Raw genomic sequence first — 23,080 nt, forward strand, 5'->3', positions numbered from 1 at the left:
CCTAGTCAAAAAGTAAGCTTGACATAAGTAGACCGACTTGTCTATCATCTAAATGTAGACAAGTCGGTCTACCTCTAAAGGAAGTAATATTAATGAATGATGTATTTTACAAAGCCGTTATCGCGGGTATCTTTTCTGCACTGACACTTTCGGTATTAGCATATTTAGAAAGTTTAGGGAATTATGGTGTATGGCTTATGGCACCATTTGGCGCAACTGCGGTGCTGGTGTTTGGTGTACCAAAAAGCCCTTTAGCAAAAGCAAAAAATGTTATTGTAGGGCATTTCATCACTGCCGTGATAGGTTTGGCTTTTATTAGTTTTATAGGCGTGGATCCGATCAGTATTGCTATTGCGACTGGATTAGCTGTGACCGCAATGATGTTGACTAACACCATACATCCTGCAGCAGGGGCCAACCCTATTTTAATTATGGTCAGTGGTCAAAGTTGGGACTTTTTGATTATGCCAGTTCTTGTTGGTACCGTGTTTATTGTTATCTGTGGGTATATATCAGGGTGGTTGAATACAAAACTCAACGTTGTTGGCCATAAAAAAACCGCTTAAAAGCGGTTTTTTTATGCTACGAGTCTAAAGTTATTACACAACACCGCGAGGTAAGCGGCAATCGTGATCTTTTTTAGCTAGGTACACAATCCAAAACTCTTCGGCAGTGTAACCTTCTTCATTAGCTGTTGTTATAGTAAATGGTGCTTTTTTAACAGCTGCTTTAGCTGGCACTGCTGATTTAGTTTTAGTTTTCTTAGCAGGTGCTGCAGGTTGTGCAGACGTATCGCCTGAAGTTAGCTGCTCTGTTAATTCAGCAACTTCTGCAAGGCGCAAGTTTTTGCCGCCGTCGATGCTGTACCAACCAGGTTTGCTGGTGATTTCAGGTTTCTTACCATTGGCTGCTTGGTATGCTGCTTCAAAGGCATTTAATACTTCTGTTTTGTCTAGTTTGCTCATCAGAGGCCCTATACGTTGTAAACACAGATTGAGAATATTTATTTATACCTATTTTTGACTTACTTTTCAATTTTTTGCGATTTTCCTTCCATTTTAGCCCTATAAACGCCAAAATTTGCACAAAATTTAACGCTAATCTGGAATAAAAAAATGCAGCGCAGAGAATTTAACCAATTACTAAATACCATTTTAAGACCTGATTCTATTCAAGACTTTTGCCCAAATGGGCTACAAGTCGAAGGACGTGAACAGATAAAAAAAATTGTTACAGGTGTCACTGCCAGTCAAGCATTAATCGATGCTGCAATTGCGCATGGCGCAGACACAATATTAGTTCATCATGGTTATTTCTGGAAAGGTGAAGCGCAACCTATTACCGGTATGAAAAAGCGTCGCATAGCTGCGTTACTTAATCATGATATCAATTTATTTGCCTATCATTTACCTCTTGATGTGCATCCATCAATCGGTAATAACGCGCAATTAGCACAGCTACTTGATTTAGAAATACTCGATGGTTTGGAGCCTGTAGCAAATAGTGTCGCAGTCAAAGGGCGTTTAAAAATCCCAATGAGTGGTGAGCAATTTGCACAAAAAATATTAACAGTGCTTGCTCGTGAACCTTTAGTGAGTCTAGTACGTGATGAGCTAATTGAGACCATCGCTTGGTGTACTGGAGGTGGTCAAGGTTATATTGATTTGGCTGCTAGCCAGGGGATTGATGCCTATTTAACAGGCGAGGCTTCAGAGCAGACCATTCACAGTTCGCGTGAGCAAAAGATCGATTTTTTTGCCGCAGGCCATCACGCCACCGAACGCTATGGCATAAAAGCGCTCGGTGAGTTATTGGCTGAGCAACATGGTTTTGATGTAACCTTCATTGATATAGACAACCCAGTTTGAGTTGCCAGCTAATTCACTTTAAGTGAGTTAGACCTTAAAGCGCTTCTGGATCAATCCAGCGGCGCACACTTATCAAAAACATGCCTATTCTTTCATGCCAATCACGGGTCACCGCTAATAGCACATCAGCACTTGGAATATACTGTTTATGGGTAGGCCATTCGCTAAAGTCATGAAAGTCAGTGGCGGCTGGAATAACATCAACGCCTTGGCTATTAAATAGATCTTTTGCTCGTGCCATGTGACTTGCCGAAGTTACCAGTGCAACTTTAAAATCAACTAGAGCAGGTGCTAAAAGCCGTGCTTCATCGGCGGTATCCATAGCCGTAGGATTTTGTTTAATACGCTGCGCATCAATACCTAAACTTATCGCGGTTTGTTGCATCAAACTACTGTTGGTCACTTTATTGTAACCGCCACCTGAAACAATAAGTTGAGCTTGTGGGTACACATATGCTAAGCGCATACCTTCGATTAGGCGGCTTTTAGCACAATTACCAAGTTGGCTATTGGCGTTAAGTTTTGGGTTAGGATTTATATCACAACCAAGTACCACTATTTTATCGAGTATCGGCTGTTTATTTGTATCAAAAACATACTTTAACTGTGAATTTGGAGCAATTATTTTTTGACCAATAAAAGGGGTACTGATCAGCAATAAACTGGTAATTGCGATTAAACCAATAAATATGCTGACTTTCTTGGTACGCAGTGCGATTAATAAGCAAACAAAGCACAGTAGAGCAAACAGAGGCAATGGCATTAGCATTGCACCGAGGATTTTTTTCAGTTCAAACATCACAGTAGCACACATAAAGGGGTTTTCTGTATGCTACTGGGTTAAACCTATTTTATCGACCGTTATTTAACTTACAGGTATTTAAAAAGTGGCGATACACTGGGTTATCTTTCATATTCTTTTTCATGGCTAAATACATTGGACGGGTTAATCCCAGCGCGCCTAATGGAATCGACTTAATGAGTCCTTGGCTTTCATATGGTGTTACTAACCAATCCGGTAATGCTGCAACCCCCATTCCGGCACTGACAAGCTGAAAAATGAGCAAGCCCTGATCTACGGTTTTCAAGGTGCCATCAAAACGTGCATTTTGAATAAAATGTTTGAAGATATCCTGACGCTCTCGTGGAATAGGGTATGAAATAATCGTCTCGTTTTTCAAATCAAGCGCCGTTACATAGGCTTTTTTCGCTAGTTCATGATCTGGGGCAACAATTAATTTAAGCTTAAAATCAAATAAATGTGCGTATTCAAGTTTATCTGGTTCACGAATGTCTGAAGTGAGTACTAAATCTAATTCATCACTGAGCAGCTCAGGAATAGCGTCATAACTAAAGCCGCGCTCATAATCAACTTTGATATCAGGCCAAAAGTTATTGAATTCTTTAATTGTTGGTAATAACCAATGAAAACAAGCATGGCATTCAACACTGAGTCGTAATTGTGAAATTGGTTGATTAAGACTTTCTTTTAAACGGCATTTGGTTGCTTCAACACGCGGGAGTACTTCGCTGGCAAGTTCAAGTAATAGCATACCTTGTGGGGTAAAGCGCACCGGTTGAGTTTTACGTTCAAATAGTTGGCAATCAAGCTTGTTTTCTAAATCTTTGATTTGATGAGATAAAGCGGATTGAGTCAAAAATAATTCGCGCGCAGTATTTACCAAAGAACCGGTTTCTTTCAAGGTTGCGATGGTCTTTAAGTGTTTTACATCAATCATCTTTAATAATTCTCATGGTAAAGGTGAGTTTAACTCAGATTACAGCCATAATACGCCTTAAATTAAGATGCATCAACGTCTAGATGGCTATAAACCCCGTTTTTTTACGTGAAATTTACAAGTCTACTATAGCATCATATTTGACAGCGATGTCATTGTGTTTTTTGAGTTTGCAAAAAATCATTTCCATGAATTTACCTCAAGTTGAAACTGAGGAAGCATCAATTGTTTGATGTCAGGTATAGGTTTATGGTTTTAGCTATCTAAACAGCTGGAAGGGAATTTCAACATGGCACAATTACATAACTTAGGTTTTCCTCGCATAGGTAGAAAGCGTGAACTAAAATTTGCAGTAGAATCATACTGGGCTGGTAAAATCAGCCAAGAGCAGTTGCTTGATCAAGGTAAGACGATCCGGGCAGAAAATTGGGCTCTTCAAGCAGATGCTGGGATTGATTTATTACCGGTAGGTGACTTTGCTTGGTATGACCATGTGTTATCTACCTCTTTATTGATTGGCGCAGTGCCCAAGCGTCATCAAAAAGCGGATGGTAGCATTGATCTTGATACATTATTTCGTATTGGGCGTGGTCGTGCACCAAGCGGTTGTTCATGTGCAGCAAGCGAAATGACAAAGTGGTTTAATACTAATTATCATTACATAGTTCCAGAGCTAACTCATGATCAGCAGTTTCAACTAACTTGCACTGAGTTATTCGAGCAAGTTACTCAAGCACAAGCATTGGGGCACAATGCAAAAGTAGTATTGGTCGGCCCCGTCACTTATCTTTACTTAGCAAAATGTGCTGGTGAGGAGTTTGATAAACTTAGCTTACTTGAAAAACTATTAGCTGTTTATCAACACGTGTTCGCTAAATTAGCGCAGCAAGGGATTGAATGGGTACAGGTTGATGAGCCTATATTAGGTTTAGAGCTGACTGAAGATTATCAAGAGGCATTAAAAACAAGCTTTCGTGCACTTGCAGGTCAAGGCGTGAAGTTGTTACTTGCTAGTTATTTTGACTCAGTCACTGCCTACTTTGATGATATTGCAGGTTACCCTGTTGATGGCGTACATTTTGATTGTGTTGCAACAAATGTTGATGTTGCAAAACTAGATATATTATTAAGTACAGATCAAGTTTTATCATTAGGCGTAGTAAATGGCCGTAATATTTGGCGTACTGATTTAGAGGCTGTATTTAATAGCATAAAAGACATTGCGCTAAAGCGCGGTGATAATCTATGGCTTGCCCCATCTTGTTCTTTACTGCATACACCGGTTGATTTAGAGCAAGAAGAAAAGCTCGATGATGAACTTTGTTCATGGCTTGCATTTGCAAAACAAAAAGGCCAAGAGCTGTCATTATTAAAAGCCGCGCTTGAAAGCAATGATATCAGTGAGCTCGTTGCTTATTCAGCACCTATTAAAGCACGCTTAACCTCTACTCGTGTAAATAATACAGCTGTACAACAGCGTGTAACTGCACTCACCGCAAAAGACGGTAAGCGTAATCATGCATTTGCTCAACGTATTGAAAAACAACATGCAGCACTTAATTTACCGCTACTGCCGACCACCACGATAGGATCATTTCCACAAACTCAAGTAATTCGTCAAGCACGCCGTGATTATAAAGCCGGTGAATTATCTGCGGATGATTATCAAAGGCAAATGAAAGCAGAAATTCGCTACGCTGTTGAAGAGCAAGAGGCGCTTGATTTAGATGTGTTAGTGCACGGCGAAGCGGAGCGTAATGACATGGTTGAATACTTTGCTGAACTATTAGAAGGCTTTGCTTTTACCCAGTTTGGTTGGGTGCAAAGCTACGGCTCGCGATGTGTAAAACCACCTGTAATTTGGGGGGATGTATCACGTGAAAAAGCGATGACGGTTCAGTGGACAAAATACGCACAGTCGCTGACGAGTAAGAAAATGAAAGGCATGCTAACAGGTCCTGTAACTATTCTGTTTTGGTCATTCATTCGTGATGATTTAGACAAACCCACCATCGCTAATCAAATTGCACTTGCGTTACGTGATGAAGTGGTCGATTTACAAAATGCCGGTATTGATATTATTCAAATTGATGAACCTGCATTTCGTGAAGGTATGCCGCTTAAATGTAGCCAATGGCAAGCATATTTAGAATGGGCAGCGTATGCATTTAGGGTCTCAGCAAGCGGTGTGAAAGATGAAACACAAATTCATACTCACATGTGTTACGCCGAATTTAACGGTATTATTGCCGCGATTGCAGATATGGATGCCGATGTGATCACCATTGAAACCTCACGTTCTAACATGGAACTACTTGAAGCATTTGAGAATTTTGATTATCCAAATGATATTGGTCCAGGTGTATATGATATTCACACTCCGAATGTACCGGATATTGCATGGATGAAAACGTTGATCCATAAAGCCGCACGAAAAATACCGGTTGCGCGTTTATGGGTAAACCCGGACTGTGGTTTGAAAACCCGTGGTTGGCAAGAAACGCGACAAGCTCTTGATAATATGGTTAAAGCAACCAAAGAGCTGCGTGAGGAGCTGCAGTAAGAACATCCCCTACGATGTAAAGCCCTAACAAAACTTAGTTAGGGCTTTTTTTGTTGCTCTGATTTGAGTTCATCTTCATCGGTTGGTTTTTTAAAATCCATTTTTGCTGAGTGTTTGATCAGCAAAATATTACCGATAATGATTGCCAACACTAAGATGATGATGAGTATATGCCAAATTTGCATGGTGATCTCTAATGAGTCATTTATAAGTACTTAGTGTAGCAAAGATTTCTAGGGTTAAAAACGTCTAGAAAACGACAGCGAAATAAAATCAAGACCTGGGTTTGGTCTTTTAAACCCTGCATTTGAATAGTGTAAATAACGCACCGCAGCTTTGGTTTTTCCAAAATCAGCAACAAAGCCTAGTCGGTCTTCAAACTGGTAGTGGGTACTCACATTTTTGCCGGCGAAGTGAGTGTCATTTACTAATGAAATTCCTATGCCGGCTTCGAAATACAGAGGAATACCGCGCACTGAGCTGATCAGATGTTGAAATACCGGGGACATTGCAAGGACAACATTTGTCTGATGGCTATTATCTGCGCCGTATTCCCAAATATTAATACTTGATTCTAAGTAAATATGGGTATTTTCAATTAATGATTGTAGTGCTGGAGCATGGTATTGGTATGCCAGTTTTAAACCTTTAACATCACCTTCCCCCTGAATGTAATCAATGGCATAGCCATGAGGAGAAAGTGTATAGGGCGCGCCATAAGATAGTCTGCTGAACATGGAAATAGATAATAAAATCAATACAGTTAATGTTTTAAATAACATGGTAAAGCTCTTTAGATGAAAACGTTATTTACAAAATAAGGGCGTGGGGGAGGCTAATTCAAGTGGCATAAATTCACAGACTCTGTGTGTTATTACATGAGCTTAGCTAACAATATGAAATAAAAAGATTAAATCAATTGATGCTGTACTGGCACTAATAAGGTGCTATTTTGAGGCTTTTTAATCTCTTATGAACAGCGTAAATTACGCTACAAGATTTACTTAGGACTTATCAACAATGATTTCACTTGGTCGTTATTTATTATTAATCGCGCTAGTTTTTAGTGCTTCCTTGTTTGCGCAAACACAACAGTCACCTAATCAGTTATTAACTCAGGTAGGCGATCAGCTGTTTAGTGAAATTGGCAAAATAAACAGCCAAGGCACAGCGAGCAAAAGTGACATGGCACACATTGTTGATCAGTATTTAATGCCTAATATAGATGTTAAATTTGTTTCCTATAAATTATTAGGTAAGCATATTAAAGGTATCGATCGCCAACAAGCGACTGCATTTATAAGTGCAGTGGAGCATTACTTAACCACTACCTATGCTAGTGCATTAATGAAATATACCGGGCAAGAAATAAAATTCGAAGAAAGTAACGATGCTGCAGAGAGCGAGTTTGCCACGGTTAAGACGCAAATTATTGCAGATAATGCGCCAACGATTGACTTACACTTTAAGCTTCGCCAAGGTAAAGATGGTAGCTGGAAAGTATATGATATTGTCGCTGAAGGTATTTCGTTACTCAGTGCAAAGCAAAAAGAAGTTATTCAACGAATTTCAGAAGTTGGCCTTGACCAAGTGACAGCTGAGCTTAACAGTAAGTAATCATTTCCAAGTAAGTCTCCAACCTAAAGCACCATGCAGTGTTAACTGCATGGTGCTTTGTTATTTTCTTTTAAAATCACACGGTTTGGCTATAGCGTGTGGTTTTGGGTATGCTAGAATAAGCGCTTACATACCCACTGGTATCACTAATTTACTGGGGTACTTAAAATTATATTAAGCGCAGTGTCAGTTTGTAGTTGTTAAACTCTTTTACTGACCTTTGTACCGAGCAAGATAGACACTGGAGTTGTGTTTTTTTAATGGAAAATGTACTTATTTGGCCTAAAGAATACCCGTTATTAGTCAAAGGACTTATTGAGCAAAACGGTGCATTTATTTTAGACGCTTTAGAAGCATGGCCGGCTTGTCGCTCGACTGAAGAAGACAATGGCGTGTGTACCACTGTGCTACCGCCTATCTATTATTTAACCTGGTTAACTCCCCTTGAGCCATTTGAAGAGTGTTTTTTCCAACATATCTGTGAATATGATGAAGCCGCTCAACAGTATATTTCGGCAGCTAAAGATTACTATTTTGATAACGAGTATAGCCCAGAGAGTTTAGTGCTATTACTTTGCCAACGCCTTGAAAAATATGCAGCTGTAGCGTCACAAACAACGATAGAAACACCCGTTACGTTATTATCTCAGTTATTCTCAAAACGCTATTTTACAATCATCGAGTATGCGCTCAATGCGGGCAGTAAAATGAGTGCTGAAGATGCCTTGGCACTGTGGAAAGAAGTTGATTTTCGTGAACGTTTTAGCACCTTTATACCTGACTCAATCGATGACGTTAATGCGTTAAGTGAATTAGCGGCGAAAAAAGTTGCTGGCGGAAAGGATTATTTCACCTTATTAACCCAAGTATCACCAGATGTTGACTCAGTGGTGCTATTAGAACAAGCACTGTTGGCGCATTTGCGTTTTGACACAGCTAAACAAACGATGGCGATGCGTTTTATAGAGCAAGGTGCAACAGGCACGTTGGCGGATGAAAATGGTAAAACGGCCTTTATGTGGGCAGTTGAAAAAGGGTTTGTTAATTTAGTACAAACCTTATTAGATAAACAAGATAAAAAACAACGTGATGCCCTTGGTAACAGTGCTTTACATTATGCGGTACTAGCAAAAAATGAACCTTTGATGGTGCTATTATTGAAGTCTGGCTATGACTTTCGTGTTCGTAACTGTGATGGCTTAAGTTGTTATCGTTTAGCAGTGAGTGTTAAAGCCAGTCAGTTAGTGAAATGCTTAGAGCGTGATTTTGGTATTAAAGAATTATCGCCGGATGGACAATTTTCGCGGATCAAAAAAGTCCACGCCTTACATGCCATCGTGACTTTATTGTTGCCGCTACAGTTGTTTTTCTTTTTTGATGATTCGATTGCAATTAAAAGTGAACTGACGCTTTGCTTAACCATGTTGGCAATTGTCTGCTTCTTTTTTGCAATTAGTTTGAAGCGCTGCGCTTTATACCCTCATATTAAACACCCATGGGGGTTATTTGTACTGCGTTGTTGCTCATTGATCAGTTTAGTTGGGCAGCTAGGCTTAGCAAGTATTGTTGCATTGGCAACGTTAAGTGAAGTTGTTTAAGCTTCTTGCATGTACCGTAGACAAAAACGCGCTAATTAAGCGCGTTTTTTAGTTGTTATACCAATCGTGTTAAGTTACTGACCATTTAGCTCGCTAGAATGGTTAAATATTTAAGTCGTTTGGTATTAACTTTAGTCTTTTTTATTAAATTCATGAGCCGCTTTTTCTGTTGCTAACTCATCTTTTAGTTTTTGAATTTTTAGCCCCAGCTCTTGACCTCGGTGACGTGCATAATAAGTACAACCAATAAACATCATACTGGCGAACAGCAGCTCTAAAACGACCCATATTAGTTGTTCTTGTGCGACCCACAGTAGGGTAAAACCGTGAATAAAATAGAACATAACAATAAAGTTTGCCCACGCATACGTATAAGGTTTATCTTGAATGATGCCTTTTAGCGGCAGTAAAAGCGGCAGAATATACACAACAAAAATAAATCCATTGCTATGACCTTCTCTAGGCTCTAATAAAAACAACCAAAGTGGCATCAGCAGTAACAAGCCAATATAGCCAATTATTGCAATACGTTGAAAACGGATAGTGATAGCCTTTTTCGGTGTGAGTTGTGGGTTTAAATCGCTGTGCGATGTCATTGTAATTTTCTCGTGATTTTAACTAAGCGTTGGCCAACGCTTTGGCAAATTTTAATTTCGTCTTTACTTAATTGCGCGCTATTTTGTGCACCAGCAACATGGCTTGCACCATAGGGAGTGCCACCGGTTTGTGTGGCAAGTAATTCAGGTACTTCATAGGGCACACCCATTAACAGCATACCGTGGTGTAATAATGGCAGTGACAAATTAAGCAACGTTGCTTCATTGCCGCCATGCATGCTACTTGATGATGAGAATACACAGGCTGGTTTATCTATTAATTGCCCTTTTAACCATAAGTCGCTGGTGGTTTCCCAAAAAGCTTTGGCTTGTGAGGCCATCATACCAAAGCGAGTAGGGGTGCCAAATGCTAACCCATTACACTGGATTAAGTCATCTTTGCTGATCACAATATCGTGAGGTTCTCTAGCTACAAAGGTTCTTAGCAGTGCAGTACCGCCTTGGCATTCAATCGACTCTGCAATTTCATGTGCCATGGCTGCAACAGAGCCGTGACTTGAATGATACAACACAACAATAGTGACGCTCATTAAAGTACGCTTAGTACGTTTTCTGGTGGGCGACCCAGTGCGGCTTTATTGTTATTTACCACAATAGGGCGCTCAATTAATTTTGGATTGCTAACCATGGCTGCAATGAGTACGTTTTCATCATGCTCATTTTTAAGGTCTAACTCTTTGTAAATATCTTCTTTAGTACGCATTAGTTCACGTACTGAAGAAAACCCTAGCTGTTTAACTAAGATGCTGATTTGCTCATGATTCAATGGTGTTTTTAAGTATTCGATTATCTCTGGCTGAATCGATTTTTGCTCAAGTAGGGCTAATGTTTCACGCGATTTTGAACAACGTGGATTATGAAAAATAGTAACAGACATAGTAACAATCCAATTAGATAAAGTAAGGCTATTTTAGGCCAAGCAGCACCAGACTTAAAGCCTTGCGAGCTCTTTTTGCATTTGGCGGTATTGCGTTAACAATGCTTTGAGACGTTGTTGTTTAATTAGCTCTTGTGGTTCTACAAAATTGAGTGCTTTTTGTACTTCGTCAGCGGCTTTTAAGTAGGCGCCGTATTGTGCAAGAACGTCGGCATTTGCTTCATGATAAGCGGCTAAGTTATCTTGCTTTTTATAGGCATCTGCAAGAAGTTGCATGCCTAAATTATGTTCAGGCTTTTCGAGTAAAAATGATTTTAATATTTGCACTGCAACATCGTATTGCTCAGCTTCAAGTGCAGCATTGGCATAGTTTAAGGTAATAACTTGATTGTTAGGACGGTTTTCATGCAACGCGGCTAAAAACTTTACTGCTTCGGCGGCTTTATTCTGAGCTATCAATAGATCAGTATGCGTATCAATATAGAATAAATTTTTAGGATCAGACTTTAAAAGTTCGTCTAAAATAGGCGCCGCTTCATCGAGCTTTTTTTGATCCAATAAACTAATACCCAAGCCATAATTAAGCGCTGTTTTATTATAAAAACTGTTTTCACGTATGAGCTTTCTAAAGAAGTTTTCAGCCGCTTCTGGTGTTTGGTGGTAGCGAGCAATCACGCGGCTTTTGGCAAGGTTAAATTCTAAGCTATCCGGAAGTTGACGTTTTTCAAATTGCTGTGCACGTAAGCGCACATCAGACACGCGGCTCTCAGGTAATGGGTGAGTCAGCAAAAAGGCTGGTGGTTTGTATTTATAACGAATTTGCGCAGCAAGTTTAGTTAAGAATTCACTGGATGCGTAAGGATCAAATCCTGCATTATTTAGTGTTTGCATACCAATGCGGTCGGCTTCTTGCTCAGCTGAGCGGCTATGAGTGAGTTGACTAAATGCGCTTTGTGTTTGACTGGCTGAGATAATCGCGATACCGGCATCAGGAGACACAACGGTTGCTAAAATACCGGCAATCATACCGGCGATAGTGAGTGCGCTGTTATCTTGTTGTTGTTGCATGCGACGTGCAAGGTGGCGCTGGGTAACGTGGGCAATTTCGTGACCAAGTACTGAGGCAAACTGACTTTCGTTATCGGATTGCGCAATTAAACCGGTGTGCACCCCAACATGGCCACCATAAAAAGCAAATGCGTTGATTTCCGGATTGTTGATCCAAAAAAATGAAAACGGAAAGCGTACATCATTGGCATTGGCAACTAGCTTACGGCCAATTGTGGTTAAATATTCATCAAGCACAGGATCATTAACAACCGGTGATGAGCCACGAATTTGCATCATCATCACCTTTCCGATAGCTTGTTCTTTTTCAAGCGGCAAAGCTTGTAATGCTGAAGTACCAAGATCTGGCAATGTAAAATTGGTTTGTGCCTTTAATGGCTCACTTACCAGCACACTAAATGTTAAAAGTGTACTGAATAATGTAATAAAGGCTGATTTAAGCTGCATTTTATTCCTTGTTATGGTTTTCACCTAGCATGAGTTTAGCAATGTCGATTTCGTCACTGCATGCTCTGCTATCTCGTTCGCACAATTGATACAATTCTTTGATTGTGACCCCATCTAGCTTTACAACGTTCAATTCTCGCTGTAAAAAACTAATGATTTTATGTACTACCTTGTGTGCATGGAGAATAAGCGCCTTATCTGCTTTGTCACCACGTTCAAAGTAAAAACCAATAAACTTATGTAATTGGTTAATCCGGATCAAACTTTTCATTGACACTGGATCCCACTCGTTAAACTCCATAAAGCGGTTATCTTTAACGTATTTATCTATTGTAACGTCTTTTGCGTAGGGTTGTGCCCATAATTCAAAGCCTCGGTCGGTGAACACTTGATGCAACGCAATTCTTGGCTTATTTTCACAGTGGATCTCCCCAAGAGTGTCTTCATGACCTCCTAGTAAATCGAGATTCCAATTGCGCCTATCAATTATTTTTTTCACGGCATTATCAAAACCGTGTTCTAATATCCCCTCCGACTCGCTCACTGAAGAGGCGACAAGGTGATAGAAGGGTGGGAGTTCACCCCAATTTATTTGTTTTTTATACCAGTTAATTTCTTTAAGAGTTGGATTACTGGGTAGTTGCGCTTTATTATGCGTGCCAGACATTAACTTATCCTTACTACAAACTATGCTACAAGGATAAACTATTGCGATGCGTGTTTTAAGAAAAAGTTACATTTGTTATTAATAGTACTGATAAAGACCGTATTATTCATTTTTATAGGGTAGATAATTGGTTATGCTAGAGCAAGACTTGCGCGGATTTAAATGCCCGCAGCAATTTATCCAGTTTAAGTTGGCTTTGCGCCAAGCTTTAGCTGCGGCGCAATCGATAAGATTTACACTTTTGGCAGACCAATCTACCAAAGATATGGAGCGCTTTTTGCAAAAAAATCATTATCAGTACAAATTAGAGCAACAACGTGGATTGTTAATCGTGGAGCTAAATCGTGTTTGAATATGTAAAAATGTGGTACGAAAGGAAGTTTTCAGATCCGCATTCAGTGACCTTATTGTTTTTATTACTCGCTTTAATGGCGATGTTTTATTTCTTTGGTGCACTTATTGTACCTGTGCTGATTGCTTTAGTGATTGCTTATCTGCTTGATTGGCCGGTTGCGCATTTAGAGGGTTTTGGCTTACATCGCTTTACTGCCACTATTATAGTGATGTTGATTTTTTCAGGGTTGATGCTGACCTTAGTGATCGGCATGGGCCCAATACTGTGGCAGCAAGCTAGTAATTTAGTGCAAGAAAGCCCGCACATGATAGAGCAGGGAAAATCTTTTTTACTGCACTTGCCTGAGCAATACCCCAGTTTAATTAATGCAGAGCAAGTACAATCAGTGGTCAGCAGTGTTGAAGCCAAAGCAATTGAGTTTGGCCAAGTATTATTATCGGTCTCGTTGACATCATTAAAAGATGTAGTGGCGTGGTTGATCTATCTTATTTTAGTACCATTACTGGTATTCTTTATGCTCAAAGATAAGCTGGAGTTGATCAGAAGTGCAGAAAAACTCGTTCCAAAACAAAGACGCTTAATCTTGCAGGTATGGCACGAAATGAACCAACAGATCATGAATTATATTCGTGGTAAGGTGTTTGAAATTTTGATTGTAGGCTCAGTATCGTTTATCGCGTTCACTATTTTTGATTTACGTTATGCAGCGCTATTGGGCGTATTAGTGGGTTTATCAGTATTGATCCCTTTTGTGGGTGCGGCACTTGTTACCATACCGGTTGCGGCCGTGGCATTATTTCAATTTGGTTTAGAAACCCAGTTTTGGACCATACTGATCATCTACGGCATTATTCAAGCATTAGATGGTAATGTGCTGGTGCCGTTACTATTTTCTGAAGCGGTTGATCTGAACCCGGTATTTATTATTGTTGCGGTACTGTTTTTTGGTGGCTTATGGGGTTTTTGGGGCGTGTTTTTTGCAATTCCACTAGCGTCATTGGTAAAAGCCTTACTCAATGCTTGGTCAACGAAACAAGAAGAACAACTGATTGAGCATAGCTAACACGAACTTTGTTTAATTAGCTTTATACCTAAATCACCTGAAGATTTAGGTATTTTGGGTATAGTATCAAATGGTATAGAAAACGCACTTGAGAGACTAATTGATTCTTACGCGACCCATTAATTTTATGTAGAATGGGTTATAAGATATATCTTTTAGTAATATGGTGCGTTTTTTAATGTCTGATTTAATATTACCTACTGACTCATCGTCACAAATTTACCTTGATGCAAACGCAACAACACCGGTGCTACCTTGTATTGCAGAGGTTGTTTCGCATACTATGCAAATCTGCTTTGGTAACCCTTCTTCTTCACACATTACCGGTATTCAAGCTAAACACTTATTAGAGCAAACACGTCAAAAAGCCCGTGATGTGATAGGTGCACAGCAGGGGGATATTTTATTCACTTCTGGGGCTACCGAAGGAATTCAAACAGCTGTCGTGTCTACGCTCATAGCAGCTAAAGAGCATGCTAAACCAAACCCAGTATTACTGTATGGCGCGACTGAACATAAAGCAGTACCTAATACATTAATACATTGGAATGCCGTATTGGGTATAAACGCAACCGTGCTTGCGATCCCGGTATCGAGTGATGGCCTTTTAGATTTAGATTTTATTGCTCAACACGCTGGTGATGCACTGATGATTTGTACCATGGCAGTTAACAATGAAACCGGTGTTTATCAAGATTTAAAAGCGATTGAAAAGGTAATACGAGCACATAACACGGAAGTTGCGTGGATGGTGGATTGCGTACAAGCGCTAGGGAAAACCGCATTAGCCCTTAGTGATACAACGATTGACTACGCGCCATTTTCAGGCCATAAACTTTACGCACCGAAAGGTATAGGCGTGTTGTATATTCGTCAAGGCAGTGCCTATACGCCATTTATTGCCGGTGGTGGTCAAGAAAGTGGCATGCGCTCCGGTACTGAAAACCTGCCAGGCATCGCAGGTCTTAACAAACTGTTTTGTTTATTGCTGGATAAAACAAACGATACGTTTAAATCAATCGATGTGTTAAACGGCTATCGTGAACAATTACATCAGGCTTTAGTGGATACCTTTGGTAATATAACCTTTAATCATACTTTTGCATTGTCAGTACCAACAACGTTAAATTTTGCTGTCGATGAACTCAGTAGTAAAGAAGTGATGGATTTGTTCGATGCGGCAGGTATTCGTATCAGTGGTGGCTCAGCCTGTAGCTCAGGCGCAAATCGTAGTTTTGTGTTAGATGCCATGGGCGTGAGTGATTGGCGTAGTGAAAATGCAATACGTTTATCATTTGGACCGGCGACAACACAGGCTGAAATAACCACTGCCTGTGCGCGTATTCGTTCACTTAAACCAATATTACAAGCTAATTGTTTGGTGGTTTCAGATTCGTCATCACCACAGCAAGAAGCGTGTGCATTAGGCTTAACACAATTTAGACATCAAGGTGCGTGTTGTTGGTTGTATGTCAGTCAAGATAAACAAGCAGTGATCATTGACCCAATTATTGAGCTTATCCCGCGGCTTGAAAAAATAGTACACACACAAAATTTAACGGTAGCAGCCATTTTAGACACACATGCCCATCAAGAGCGATGCTGTGCGACTACATTGTTGGCTCAGGCCTTAAAATTCAGTTTGCATGACGAGTATGAATTAGGGTGGCCAGTGCAGCAAACGAGTATTGTATTACCTGAATGCACCATTGAGCGCTTAGCAACACCCGGGCACAGCCAAGATAGTGTTAGTTATTTATTGCGGTGTAACAACTCTCAACAAGTGCTATTTTGCTTTTGCGGTGATTTGCTGCTGCCTGCTGGGCTTGGTAATACTGCAATTGACGGTGGGGATGCGTTAGCTATGGCACACTCATTACGTCAACTATCAACATGCTTATCAGAGTCGACAGTTATTTGTTCTGGTCATGACTACCAGCAATGTTTTGCTATTAATTGGCAAGTTCAACAGCAGCAAACGCCGTTATTGCATGCATTATTGAACAATGAACTAAGTGATACTGAATTTGCTAACAACAAGCAGCGCAGCGATGAAGACAATTTATGTAAATTTGCAACTTTGTGTGGTTATGCTGACAGTTTAAAATACAGTAGAGCATACGAACTGAACGCCGTGCAAGCAAAAGATATGTTAACTGCAAGCGATGTCTATTTAATTGATACTCGTGAACCATATGAACATGGGGCAAACAATATTCCTCAGTTATTTGCAGTTAGCCCTGCGCGAGTGATGAATATTCCGCTAAGTAGAATGGCAAATGCATTAGTGGACAGGCAATTGAACCCACAGGGTAAATATATTTTACTTTGTCGCAGTGGTAATCGTTCAAAACAAGCGGCAACTAACTTATCTCAGCTTGGCTTTACTGACGTGTATAATCTCAGCGGTGGAATGGCACTGTTATAATAACAGGGCAGAAGACTGGCAATTGACTGATAATAAATAAGGCGCTTTTAGCGCCTTATTTATTATCAGTCAAGGCTGTAGCTACTGTTTAGGCCCTGAACTTTCACGGATCACAATTGATGGTGTAAATGATGTGATGATGTCTTTATCTTGGTTACGAGCACCGCGAGTTTTGGTAAATAATAACCGTGCTGCATGTTGAGAGATAACATCGTTTGCTTGATGAGCGGTAGTTAACTTTGGCCATGTCTGACGAGAGAAAGGAGAATCCTCAAAGCCAGTAATAGATAACTGTTCAGGAATAGCAATACCCATTAAGCGTGATGCAAATAGGGCGCCAGCGGCCATTTCATCGTTGCCACCTAATATAGCGGTTATAGCCAAGGTGTTATTCTCGGCTAACAAGTGCTTTGCACCTTCAACACCCGACTCAAACGAATATTTACCATCGTAAATAAAGCGTTTATCAAATTCTTTATGATTATCTGCCAGCGCTGCTTTATAACCTTCAAGGCGTTCAGACGTCGATTTATGTTCTTTATCGCCACAGATAAAGCCAATATTTTCATGTCCATGAGTTAAAAGGTGAGTGGTGATCTCATACGCGGCTTTATAATCGTTAACATAAATACAGGTGTCTTGATCATCATCTGATGGTCGCCCAGATAACACCCTAACGTAATGAATATTTAACTCATCGAGTAAATTGGTGATGCTACTTTGCTCTGATAATGGCGGTGTAAGCACAAGCCCAGCTAAGCGAGAGCGCTTTATCATGGTGATAAATTCATCTTTCATGTTTGCATCTGTATAAGTGCATGGATGGATCACCAATTCATAGCCTTCGTCTTTACAGCGAGAAAGCACACCATTTTGCATATCAATCACATAATACGCATTAGGATTGTCATAAACTAAGCCTACCGTAAATGATGACGTGCCAGCTAGGTTTCGTGCTGCAAGATTTGGCTGATAGTTCAGCTCTTTTACAGCATCCATGACTGTATCGTAAGTTTTTTTACGAACAGATGGTTCTTTATTTATTACCCGTGAAACCGTTTTCATCGAAACCCCGGCGAGCCTCGCTACATCATTTATAGTTACTTTCATAGAGTTACTTTTAGGTTATTGTTTTAGTGTTGATATGTTCCTGATAAGAATACACCTAAGTAGACTTAACAAACGTGTTATTCATTATTTCTTCATCAAGACCAGTTAGTGTATCTAATGTTCAGTAAAATTAGCAGTAAAATAATTGAGATAATTTTTATGATACCGGTGTCAAATGAGTAAAAGTACGTTATTATCTCGATTGTAAAATATAAAATTAGCTTGTTGATAGCGTTGTCATTCTAACTTATCGTTAAATTTATTTGTAAGTTAATACGCTATTAGTACACTTTTTTAATCTAAAGATAGTTATAAATCAGTTTGTTGCAAGTTTAAGGGGATGTTAAAAATGAGTTGTCGTTCACAGTTAGCTAGTTGGCAAGCATTACAAGTAAGTGCAAATAAGATGAAGGAAGTTCATCTTAAAGATTTATTTGCCAATAACAGCACGCGATTCGAGCAATTTTCGACTCAGATCCCAGGTGTTTTATTTGATTATTCAAAACAATTGATTGATAACAGTGTGATGACACAGTTACTGTCTTTAGCACAAGAGTGCGATATCGCTAACTGGCGAGATAAAATGTTCAGCGGTGAAAAAATTAATATCACCGAAGATAGAGCCGTGCTTCATACTGCACTTCGTAACCGTAGTGCATCATCATTAGTTGTAGATGGCGAGAATGTAAGTTCGGTGGTTAACGCTGAGTTACAAAAAATTAAGTTGTTCGTTGAAAAAGTACGTAGCGGGCAATGGTTAGGTTATACCGGTAAAGCCGTGAAAGATGTTGTGAGCATTGGTGTTGGTGGTTCAAACTTAGGCCCACAAATGGCCACGGAAGCACTGAAAAGCTATGCAGATGACTCATTAAAAGTACATTACGTTTCAAATGTTGATGGCGTACAAATTGCGTCAGTATTGAAAGACATCGATCCTGAAACAACTTTGTTTGTGATTTCGTCAAAAACCTTTACTACATCTGAAACCATGACCAATGCAAAAACCGCCGTTGCATGGTTTTTAGAGTCAGCCGATGACAAGCAAGCCATTGCTAAGCACTTTGTAGCAGTGAGCACTAATTTAGAAAAAACGGCAGCGTTTGGTATTGCTGATGAAAACGTATTCACAATGTGGGATTGGGTAGGTGGTCGCTTTTCATTATGGAGTGCGATAGGCTTACCAATTGCATTGTATTTAGGTTTTGATGCATTTGAAGCGATTCTTGAAGGCGCTTTTGAAGTTGATGAACACTTTAAAACGGCCGAATTTGCAGAAAATGTACCATTGTTAATGGCTTTGTTGAGCGTATGGAATACCAGCTTTTTAGGTTTCGACTCACAGGTTATTTTACCTTACGATCAAGCATTACACATGTTGCCAGCTTATTTGCAGCAAGGTGAAATGGAAAGTAATGGTAAGCACGTTAATTTTGCGGGTAATACCGTACCGTATACTACAGTGCCAATTATTTGGGGTATGACCGGCATTAATGGTCAACATGCTTTTTATCAGTGTTTGCACCAAGGCAATGTGATTGTACCGGCTGATTTTATTGCCTCTATTAAACCTCAGGTTAATATTGGTCAGCATCACGACATTTTATTATCGAACTTTTTTGCACAAACAGAAGCGATGATGATGGGGGTTGATGCCGAGCAAGTTCGCGCTGATTTAACCGCAAAAGGCAAATCAGAGGCTGAAATAGCCGCGCTAATTGATCATAAAATCCACCGTGGTAACCGTCCTACAACATCAATGCTGTTAGATACGGTTGATGCAAAAACGGTGGGGCGATTAATTGCCTTATATGAGCATAAAATTTTCTGCCAAGGCATCATTTTAGAGATCTGTTCTTTCGATCAATGGGGTGTTGAACTTGGTAAAGGCTTAGCCTCAAAAATTGAAGCTGAGTTACTGGATGATAATATAAACCATCCACATGATAGTTCGACAAATGGCTTAATGAGCTATTATAAACAACGTCGAGCGCAGTAAAAAATTCGCACAGCACAATCAATTGTACTGTGTAACCAAATACCTTTGAACGGGTAGCGCTGGAGTTCTTAGGGCCTGTATATTTGTGAGAGGATATACAGAGCCCCTAAGACTCATTTAATTACCAGTTTGAAATGAATACAGCTGAATCAATATTCAGCGATAAAAACAAGCGAATTCAACAGGCTTTTTCTCGAGTACGATGCCAAAAAGCTGACATCAACTAAACAACAAGAATGTATGCCCGCACTATCAATAGTGGATAGTTGACAACTGGGCATAGCAAACGTAGAGAGTAAATTATGTTAAATCCTTTTGATATTGTAATTTTTGGGGGCGGTGGTGATCTTGCATTACGCAAATTATTACCTGCAATGTATCGCGCATATCAAGAAGGCAACCTTCCACAAGGTTCGCGTATTTTACCGACGGTTCGTGAAGAAAGTAAACGTGCGGAATACATAGAAACAGCTCATCAAGCGCTAAAAGAATTTTTAGGTAAAGGTGAGTTTAATGCCAAAGATTGGAAAGCTTTTTCAGCGTGTTTGGTGCCAGTAGTCACGAATGTAACCGAAGCAGACGATGATTGGGATAAACTAAAAACAATACTAGATGAGCACGATGCAGACAAATCTCGGGTGTTCTATTTATCACTTCCACCTGCGGTATATGGTAGCTGCTGTGAAATACTGTCTAGCAAAGGTCTGATCACTGCTACATCACGTGTCGTTGTTGAAAAACCAATTGGTTATTGCGGTAATTCAGCAGAAGAGATCAATGCAAAAATTGCTGAATACTTTAGCGAAGAGCAAATCTTCCGTATTGATCATTACTTAGGTAAAGAAACGGTACAAAACTTAATGGCACTGCGTTTTTCAAATTCATTATTTGAAAATATGTGGGATGCTAAATCAATCGATAATATTCAAATCAGCTTATCTGAAACTGTTGGCCTTGAAAGCCGTGCTGGTTTTTATGATAAAGCCGGTGCTTTACGTGACATGGTGCAAAACCATTTATTACAATTGTTATGTTTAGTCGCGATGGAATCACCAAATAAACTTAATGCAAACAGCATCCGCACCGAAAAGCTGAAAGTATTAGAATCATTGCGCCCACTTGTTGCAACGGATGTAGATGACAACATCATTCGTGGTCAATATGTACCCGGTGATTTGGATGGCAAAATTGTCCCTGGTTACTTAGAAGAGTTAAATGAAGGTTCAAGTAAAACAGAAACATTTGTTGCTATTCGTGCTCATATTGATAACTGGCGTTGGGCGGGCGTGCCATTTTACCTTCGTACAGGTAAACGTATGGCAAAACGTTGTGCCGAAATTGTCGTTGAATACAAAAAAGTATCACACAATGTTTACGGTGATAATGTTGGCAATATTGAACCAAACCGTTTGGTTATACGCCTTCAGCCTGAAGAGACAATTCAATTAACCTTGATGTCAAAGCGTCTTGATAATTTAGAGATGCAATTAGAGCCGGTAACCATGAACATTGAGCTATCGCAAGCTTATAGCAATGGTTTCCATTCAGATGCGTACAAGCGCTTGATGTTAGATGCAGCTGCAAATAATCCATCCCTGTTTATTCATCGTGATGAAGTACGTCAAGCTTGGAAATGGATTGACCCAATTATCGAGCGCTGGCAAGAAAAAGGTAAGCCTGCTTTATACCGTGCTGGTAGCTGGGGGCCTGATGATGCTGATGAACTATTAGCTGAAAATAACCATGTTTGGTTTAACACTGGCGATAAGGCATAACAATGGCAACCATCGTAGAGAAATTTTTTGATTCAAAAGATGCATTAACCGCTGAGTTATCTACAACACTTGAACAAAGTTTAGTCAACGGTATTGAAGCTGATGGCCGTGCCGTACTGATGGTATCAGGTGGTTCATCACCTGCACCCGCTTATAAGCACTTATCTAATCTAGCATTAGATTGGGCAAAGATAGATGTTGCTATGGTTGATGAACGTTGGGTTGATGCAGCACATGAAAAAAGTAATGAAGCGTTTATTAAGAGCACGTTATTACAAAATCATGGGGCGGCAGCTAACTTCATTACTATGAAAAACAATGCCGAGACTGCCCAACAGGGTAGTGCAGAATGTGAAGCTGCGTACCAACAACTGAAACGTCCATTTGATGTAACTATATTAGGCATGGGACCGGATGGTCATACCGCTTCATTATTTCCACATGCGGGCGGTTTACAGCAAGGGCTTGAAACATCACAATTGGTATGTGCAATTAATGCTATAGAAAGTGAAGTAACAGGGAATATTACCGAACGTATGACGTTAACTTTAGCAGCGATTGCGCAGTCTAAAGTGGTTAAGTTACTGATCAGTGGAGAAGAAAAGCTTGCTGTATATAAAGCAGCAAAAGCCGGTGGAGATGAAAACGACATGCCACTACGTGCAGTTTTAAATCACCCAACAATAAATATTGAAGTTTATTGGGCTCCGTAACGACCCCAATCGACCCAAACTTTAAAATGCAGGCTATAAAGCCTGCATTTTTGTTTCTCTTCTAAATTTATCTGTATCGCACTTGCAAGATCTTTATTATTTTCGCTTATTTATTTTTATCGAAAACAACAGTTATACAATCGTGTTAAGTTACTGACCATTTATAGCTTCGCTAGAATAGTTAAATATTTAAGTCGATTGGTATTATATAACGCCCGGCAATTATTAAGTTTGGAGCGTAATGTGATCTATCTGCCAGTGACTTATCTTCACTAAATAACAAGCCTCACAAATAGTGTGAGTTAACTAGTTGTTTGTTGAAATGTGGCTACTTATGCCTACTTTATTAAAAACATGAGTATCTTAGTGGTTTAAAAAACTTCACTAACTACATTAAAAATTATCCATATAGAACAATTATATGAGTAATTTTCACGGTTCCTATAGCTCTCTAATACCAACCTGCATAAATATTTGAACAATTTAACGAATTAAATCACCCTATAACGTTGTTAAAAATTTTTCATTTAGAACAACTAGATATCAAAAATTTTGCCTAGTTATAGAGCAATTTTCTTA

22 protein-coding genes are annotated in these 23,080 nt (G+C 39.7%); 11 read left to right on the forward strand and 11 right to left on the reverse strand.

Features of this window, described 5'->3' with window-relative positions:
* Positions 1 to 92 precede the first annotated feature (92 nt).
* The gene (locus H5187_RS14200) at positions 93 to 566 is read left to right on the forward strand and encodes an HPP family protein (protein ID WP_182739945.1); all 474 of its coding nucleotides are present in this window, start codon (positions 93 to 95) and stop codon (positions 564 to 566) included.
* A gap of 33 nt (positions 567 to 599) precedes the next feature.
* On the opposite strand, the gene H5187_RS14205 is transcribed toward H5187_RS14200, so the two are convergent.
* Positions 600 to 965: a hypothetical protein gene (locus tag H5187_RS14205; protein WP_182739946.1), complete on the reverse strand. Its 366-nt coding sequence runs from the start codon at positions 963 to 965 to the stop codon at positions 600 to 602.
* Positions 966 to 1,115: 150 nt separating this feature from the next.
* Between H5187_RS14205 and H5187_RS14210 the strand changes: the two genes are divergently transcribed.
* Complete coding sequence (locus H5187_RS14210; protein ID WP_182718427.1) at positions 1,116 to 1,868, forward strand: Nif3-like dinuclear metal center hexameric protein; 753 nt, start codon at positions 1,116 to 1,118, stop codon at positions 1,866 to 1,868.
* A gap of 34 nt (positions 1,869 to 1,902) precedes the next feature.
* On the opposite strand, the gene H5187_RS14215 is transcribed toward H5187_RS14210, so the two are convergent.
* The gene (locus H5187_RS14215) at positions 1,903 to 2,667 is read right to left on the reverse strand and encodes an ElyC/SanA/YdcF family protein (protein ID WP_182718426.1); all 765 of its coding nucleotides are present in this window, start codon (positions 2,665 to 2,667) and stop codon (positions 1,903 to 1,905) included.
* A gap of 52 nt (positions 2,668 to 2,719) precedes the next feature.
* Positions 2,720 to 3,607: a LysR family transcriptional regulator gene (locus H5187_RS14220; RefSeq protein WP_182718425.1), complete on the reverse strand. Its 888-nt coding sequence runs from the start codon at positions 3,605 to 3,607 to the stop codon at positions 2,720 to 2,722.
* A gap of 289 nt (positions 3,608 to 3,896) precedes the next feature.
* On the opposite strand from H5187_RS14220, the gene metE reads away from it, so the two are divergent.
* The gene (gene metE / locus H5187_RS14225) at positions 3,897 to 6,170 is read left to right on the forward strand and encodes a 5-methyltetrahydropteroyltriglutamate--homocysteine S-methyltransferase (RefSeq protein WP_182794598.1); all 2,274 of its coding nucleotides are present in this window, start codon (positions 3,897 to 3,899) and stop codon (positions 6,168 to 6,170) included.
* Between the two features lie 38 nt (positions 6,171 to 6,208).
* On the opposite strand, the gene H5187_RS14230 is transcribed toward metE, so the two are convergent.
* Positions 6,209 to 6,355, reverse strand: a complete 147-nt coding sequence (locus H5187_RS14230; protein ID WP_145241011.1) for a DUF2897 family protein — start codon at positions 6,353 to 6,355, stop codon at positions 6,209 to 6,211.
* 54 nt (positions 6,356 to 6,409) lie between these two features.
* Positions 6,410 to 6,952 carry an acyloxyacyl hydrolase gene (locus tag H5187_RS14235; protein ID WP_182778740.1) on the reverse strand — a complete coding sequence of 181 codons (543 nt, stop codon included), beginning with the start codon at positions 6,950 to 6,952 and terminating at the stop codon, positions 6,410 to 6,412.
* A 238-nt stretch (positions 6,953 to 7,190) separates the two neighbouring features.
* On the opposite strand from H5187_RS14235, the gene H5187_RS14240 reads away from it, so the two are divergent.
* Both H5187_RS14240 and H5187_RS14245 read left to right on the forward strand, forming a co-directional pair.
* Complete coding sequence (locus H5187_RS14240; protein ID WP_149982826.1) at positions 7,191 to 7,787, forward strand: phospholipid-binding protein MlaC; 597 nt, start codon at positions 7,191 to 7,193, stop codon at positions 7,785 to 7,787.
* A 260-nt stretch (positions 7,788 to 8,047) separates the two neighbouring features.
* A complete protein-coding gene (locus tag H5187_RS14245) occupies positions 8,048 to 9,385 on the forward strand; it encodes an ankyrin repeat domain-containing protein (protein ID WP_182718421.1) in 1,338 nt (445 codons plus the stop codon).
* 131 nt (positions 9,386 to 9,516) lie between these two features.
* Here H5187_RS14245 and H5187_RS14250 read toward each other — a convergent pair whose 3' ends face one another.
* From H5187_RS14250 to H5187_RS14270, 5 genes are read right to left on the reverse strand one after another with little or no spacing between them, the layout of a single operon-like run.
* On the reverse strand, positions 9,517 to 9,981 hold the full coding sequence (locus H5187_RS14250) for a DUF2069 domain-containing protein (protein ID WP_145241003.1): 465 nt from the start codon (positions 9,979 to 9,981) through the stop codon (positions 9,517 to 9,519).
* Positions 9,978 to 10,532, reverse strand: coding sequence for an NAD(P)H:quinone oxidoreductase (wrbA, locus tag H5187_RS14255; RefSeq protein WP_182797973.1), 555 nt, complete (start codon positions 10,530 to 10,532; stop codon positions 9,978 to 9,980). The genes H5187_RS14250 and wrbA overlap by 4 nt, the downstream gene beginning before the upstream one ends.
* Positions 10,532 to 10,879 carry an arsenate reductase (glutaredoxin) gene (gene arsC / locus H5187_RS14260; protein ID WP_182784987.1) on the reverse strand — a complete coding sequence of 116 codons (348 nt, stop codon included), beginning with the start codon at positions 10,877 to 10,879 and terminating at the stop codon, positions 10,532 to 10,534. Before arsC ends, wrbA begins: the two co-directional genes overlap by 1 nt.
* Positions 10,880 to 10,933: 54 nt before the next feature.
* Complete coding sequence (locus tag H5187_RS14265; protein ID WP_182718419.1) at positions 10,934 to 12,394, reverse strand: M48 family metalloprotease; 1,461 nt, start codon at positions 12,392 to 12,394, stop codon at positions 10,934 to 10,936.
* A gap of 1 nt (position 12,395) precedes the next feature.
* Positions 12,396 to 13,061 (reverse strand): hypothetical protein, encoded by a 666-nt coding sequence (locus H5187_RS14270; protein WP_149982822.1) that lies wholly within the window; start codon positions 13,059 to 13,061, stop codon positions 12,396 to 12,398.
* A 133-nt stretch (positions 13,062 to 13,194) separates the two neighbouring features.
* Here H5187_RS14270 and H5187_RS14275 point away from each other — a divergent pair, with 133 nt between their 5' ends.
* The 3 genes from H5187_RS14275 (at position 13,195) to H5187_RS14285 (ending at position 16,907) form a co-directional block, all read left to right on the forward strand.
* Positions 13,195 to 13,413, forward strand: coding sequence for a sulfurtransferase TusA family protein (locus H5187_RS14275; protein WP_149982821.1), 219 nt, complete (start codon positions 13,195 to 13,197; stop codon positions 13,411 to 13,413).
* The gene (locus H5187_RS14280; protein ID WP_182718418.1) at positions 13,406 to 14,479 is read left to right on the forward strand and encodes an AI-2E family transporter; all 1,074 of its coding nucleotides are present in this window, start codon (positions 13,406 to 13,408) and stop codon (positions 14,477 to 14,479) included. Before H5187_RS14275 ends, H5187_RS14280 begins: the two co-directional genes overlap by 8 nt.
* 178 nt (positions 14,480 to 14,657) lie before the next feature.
* Positions 14,658 to 16,907, forward strand: coding sequence for an aminotransferase class V-fold PLP-dependent enzyme (locus H5187_RS14285; RefSeq protein ID WP_182797974.1), 2,250 nt, complete (start codon positions 14,658 to 14,660; stop codon positions 16,905 to 16,907).
* An 81-nt stretch (positions 16,908 to 16,988) separates the two neighbouring features.
* On the opposite strand, the gene H5187_RS14290 is transcribed toward H5187_RS14285, so the two are convergent.
* Positions 16,989 to 18,017 carry a LacI family DNA-binding transcriptional regulator gene (locus H5187_RS14290; protein WP_182718416.1) on the reverse strand — a complete coding sequence of 343 codons (1,029 nt, stop codon included), beginning with the start codon at positions 18,015 to 18,017 and terminating at the stop codon, positions 16,989 to 16,991.
* A gap of 349 nt (positions 18,018 to 18,366) precedes the next feature.
* Between H5187_RS14290 and pgi the strand changes: the two genes are divergently transcribed.
* From pgi to pgl, 3 genes are all read left to right on the forward strand, one after another.
* Positions 18,367 to 20,013, forward strand: coding sequence for a glucose-6-phosphate isomerase (gene pgi, locus H5187_RS14295; protein WP_182797975.1), 1,647 nt, complete (start codon positions 18,367 to 18,369; stop codon positions 20,011 to 20,013).
* A gap of 302 nt (positions 20,014 to 20,315) precedes the next feature.
* Positions 20,316 to 21,788 (forward strand): glucose-6-phosphate dehydrogenase, encoded by a 1,473-nt coding sequence (gene zwf, locus H5187_RS14300; RefSeq protein WP_145240983.1) that lies wholly within the window; start codon positions 20,316 to 20,318, stop codon positions 21,786 to 21,788.
* 2 nt (positions 21,789 to 21,790) lie between these two features.
* A complete protein-coding gene (pgl, locus tag H5187_RS14305; RefSeq protein ID WP_149982816.1) occupies positions 21,791 to 22,501 on the forward strand; it encodes a 6-phosphogluconolactonase in 711 nt (236 codons plus the stop codon).
* Positions 22,502 to 23,080: the final 579 nt, after the last annotated feature.

Origin of the sequence: Pseudoalteromonas sp. SG44-1, assembly GCF_014164315.1 — a bacterium.
Classification (GTDB): domain Bacteria; phylum Pseudomonadota; class Gammaproteobacteria; order Enterobacterales; family Alteromonadaceae; genus Pseudoalteromonas; species Pseudoalteromonas rhizosphaerae.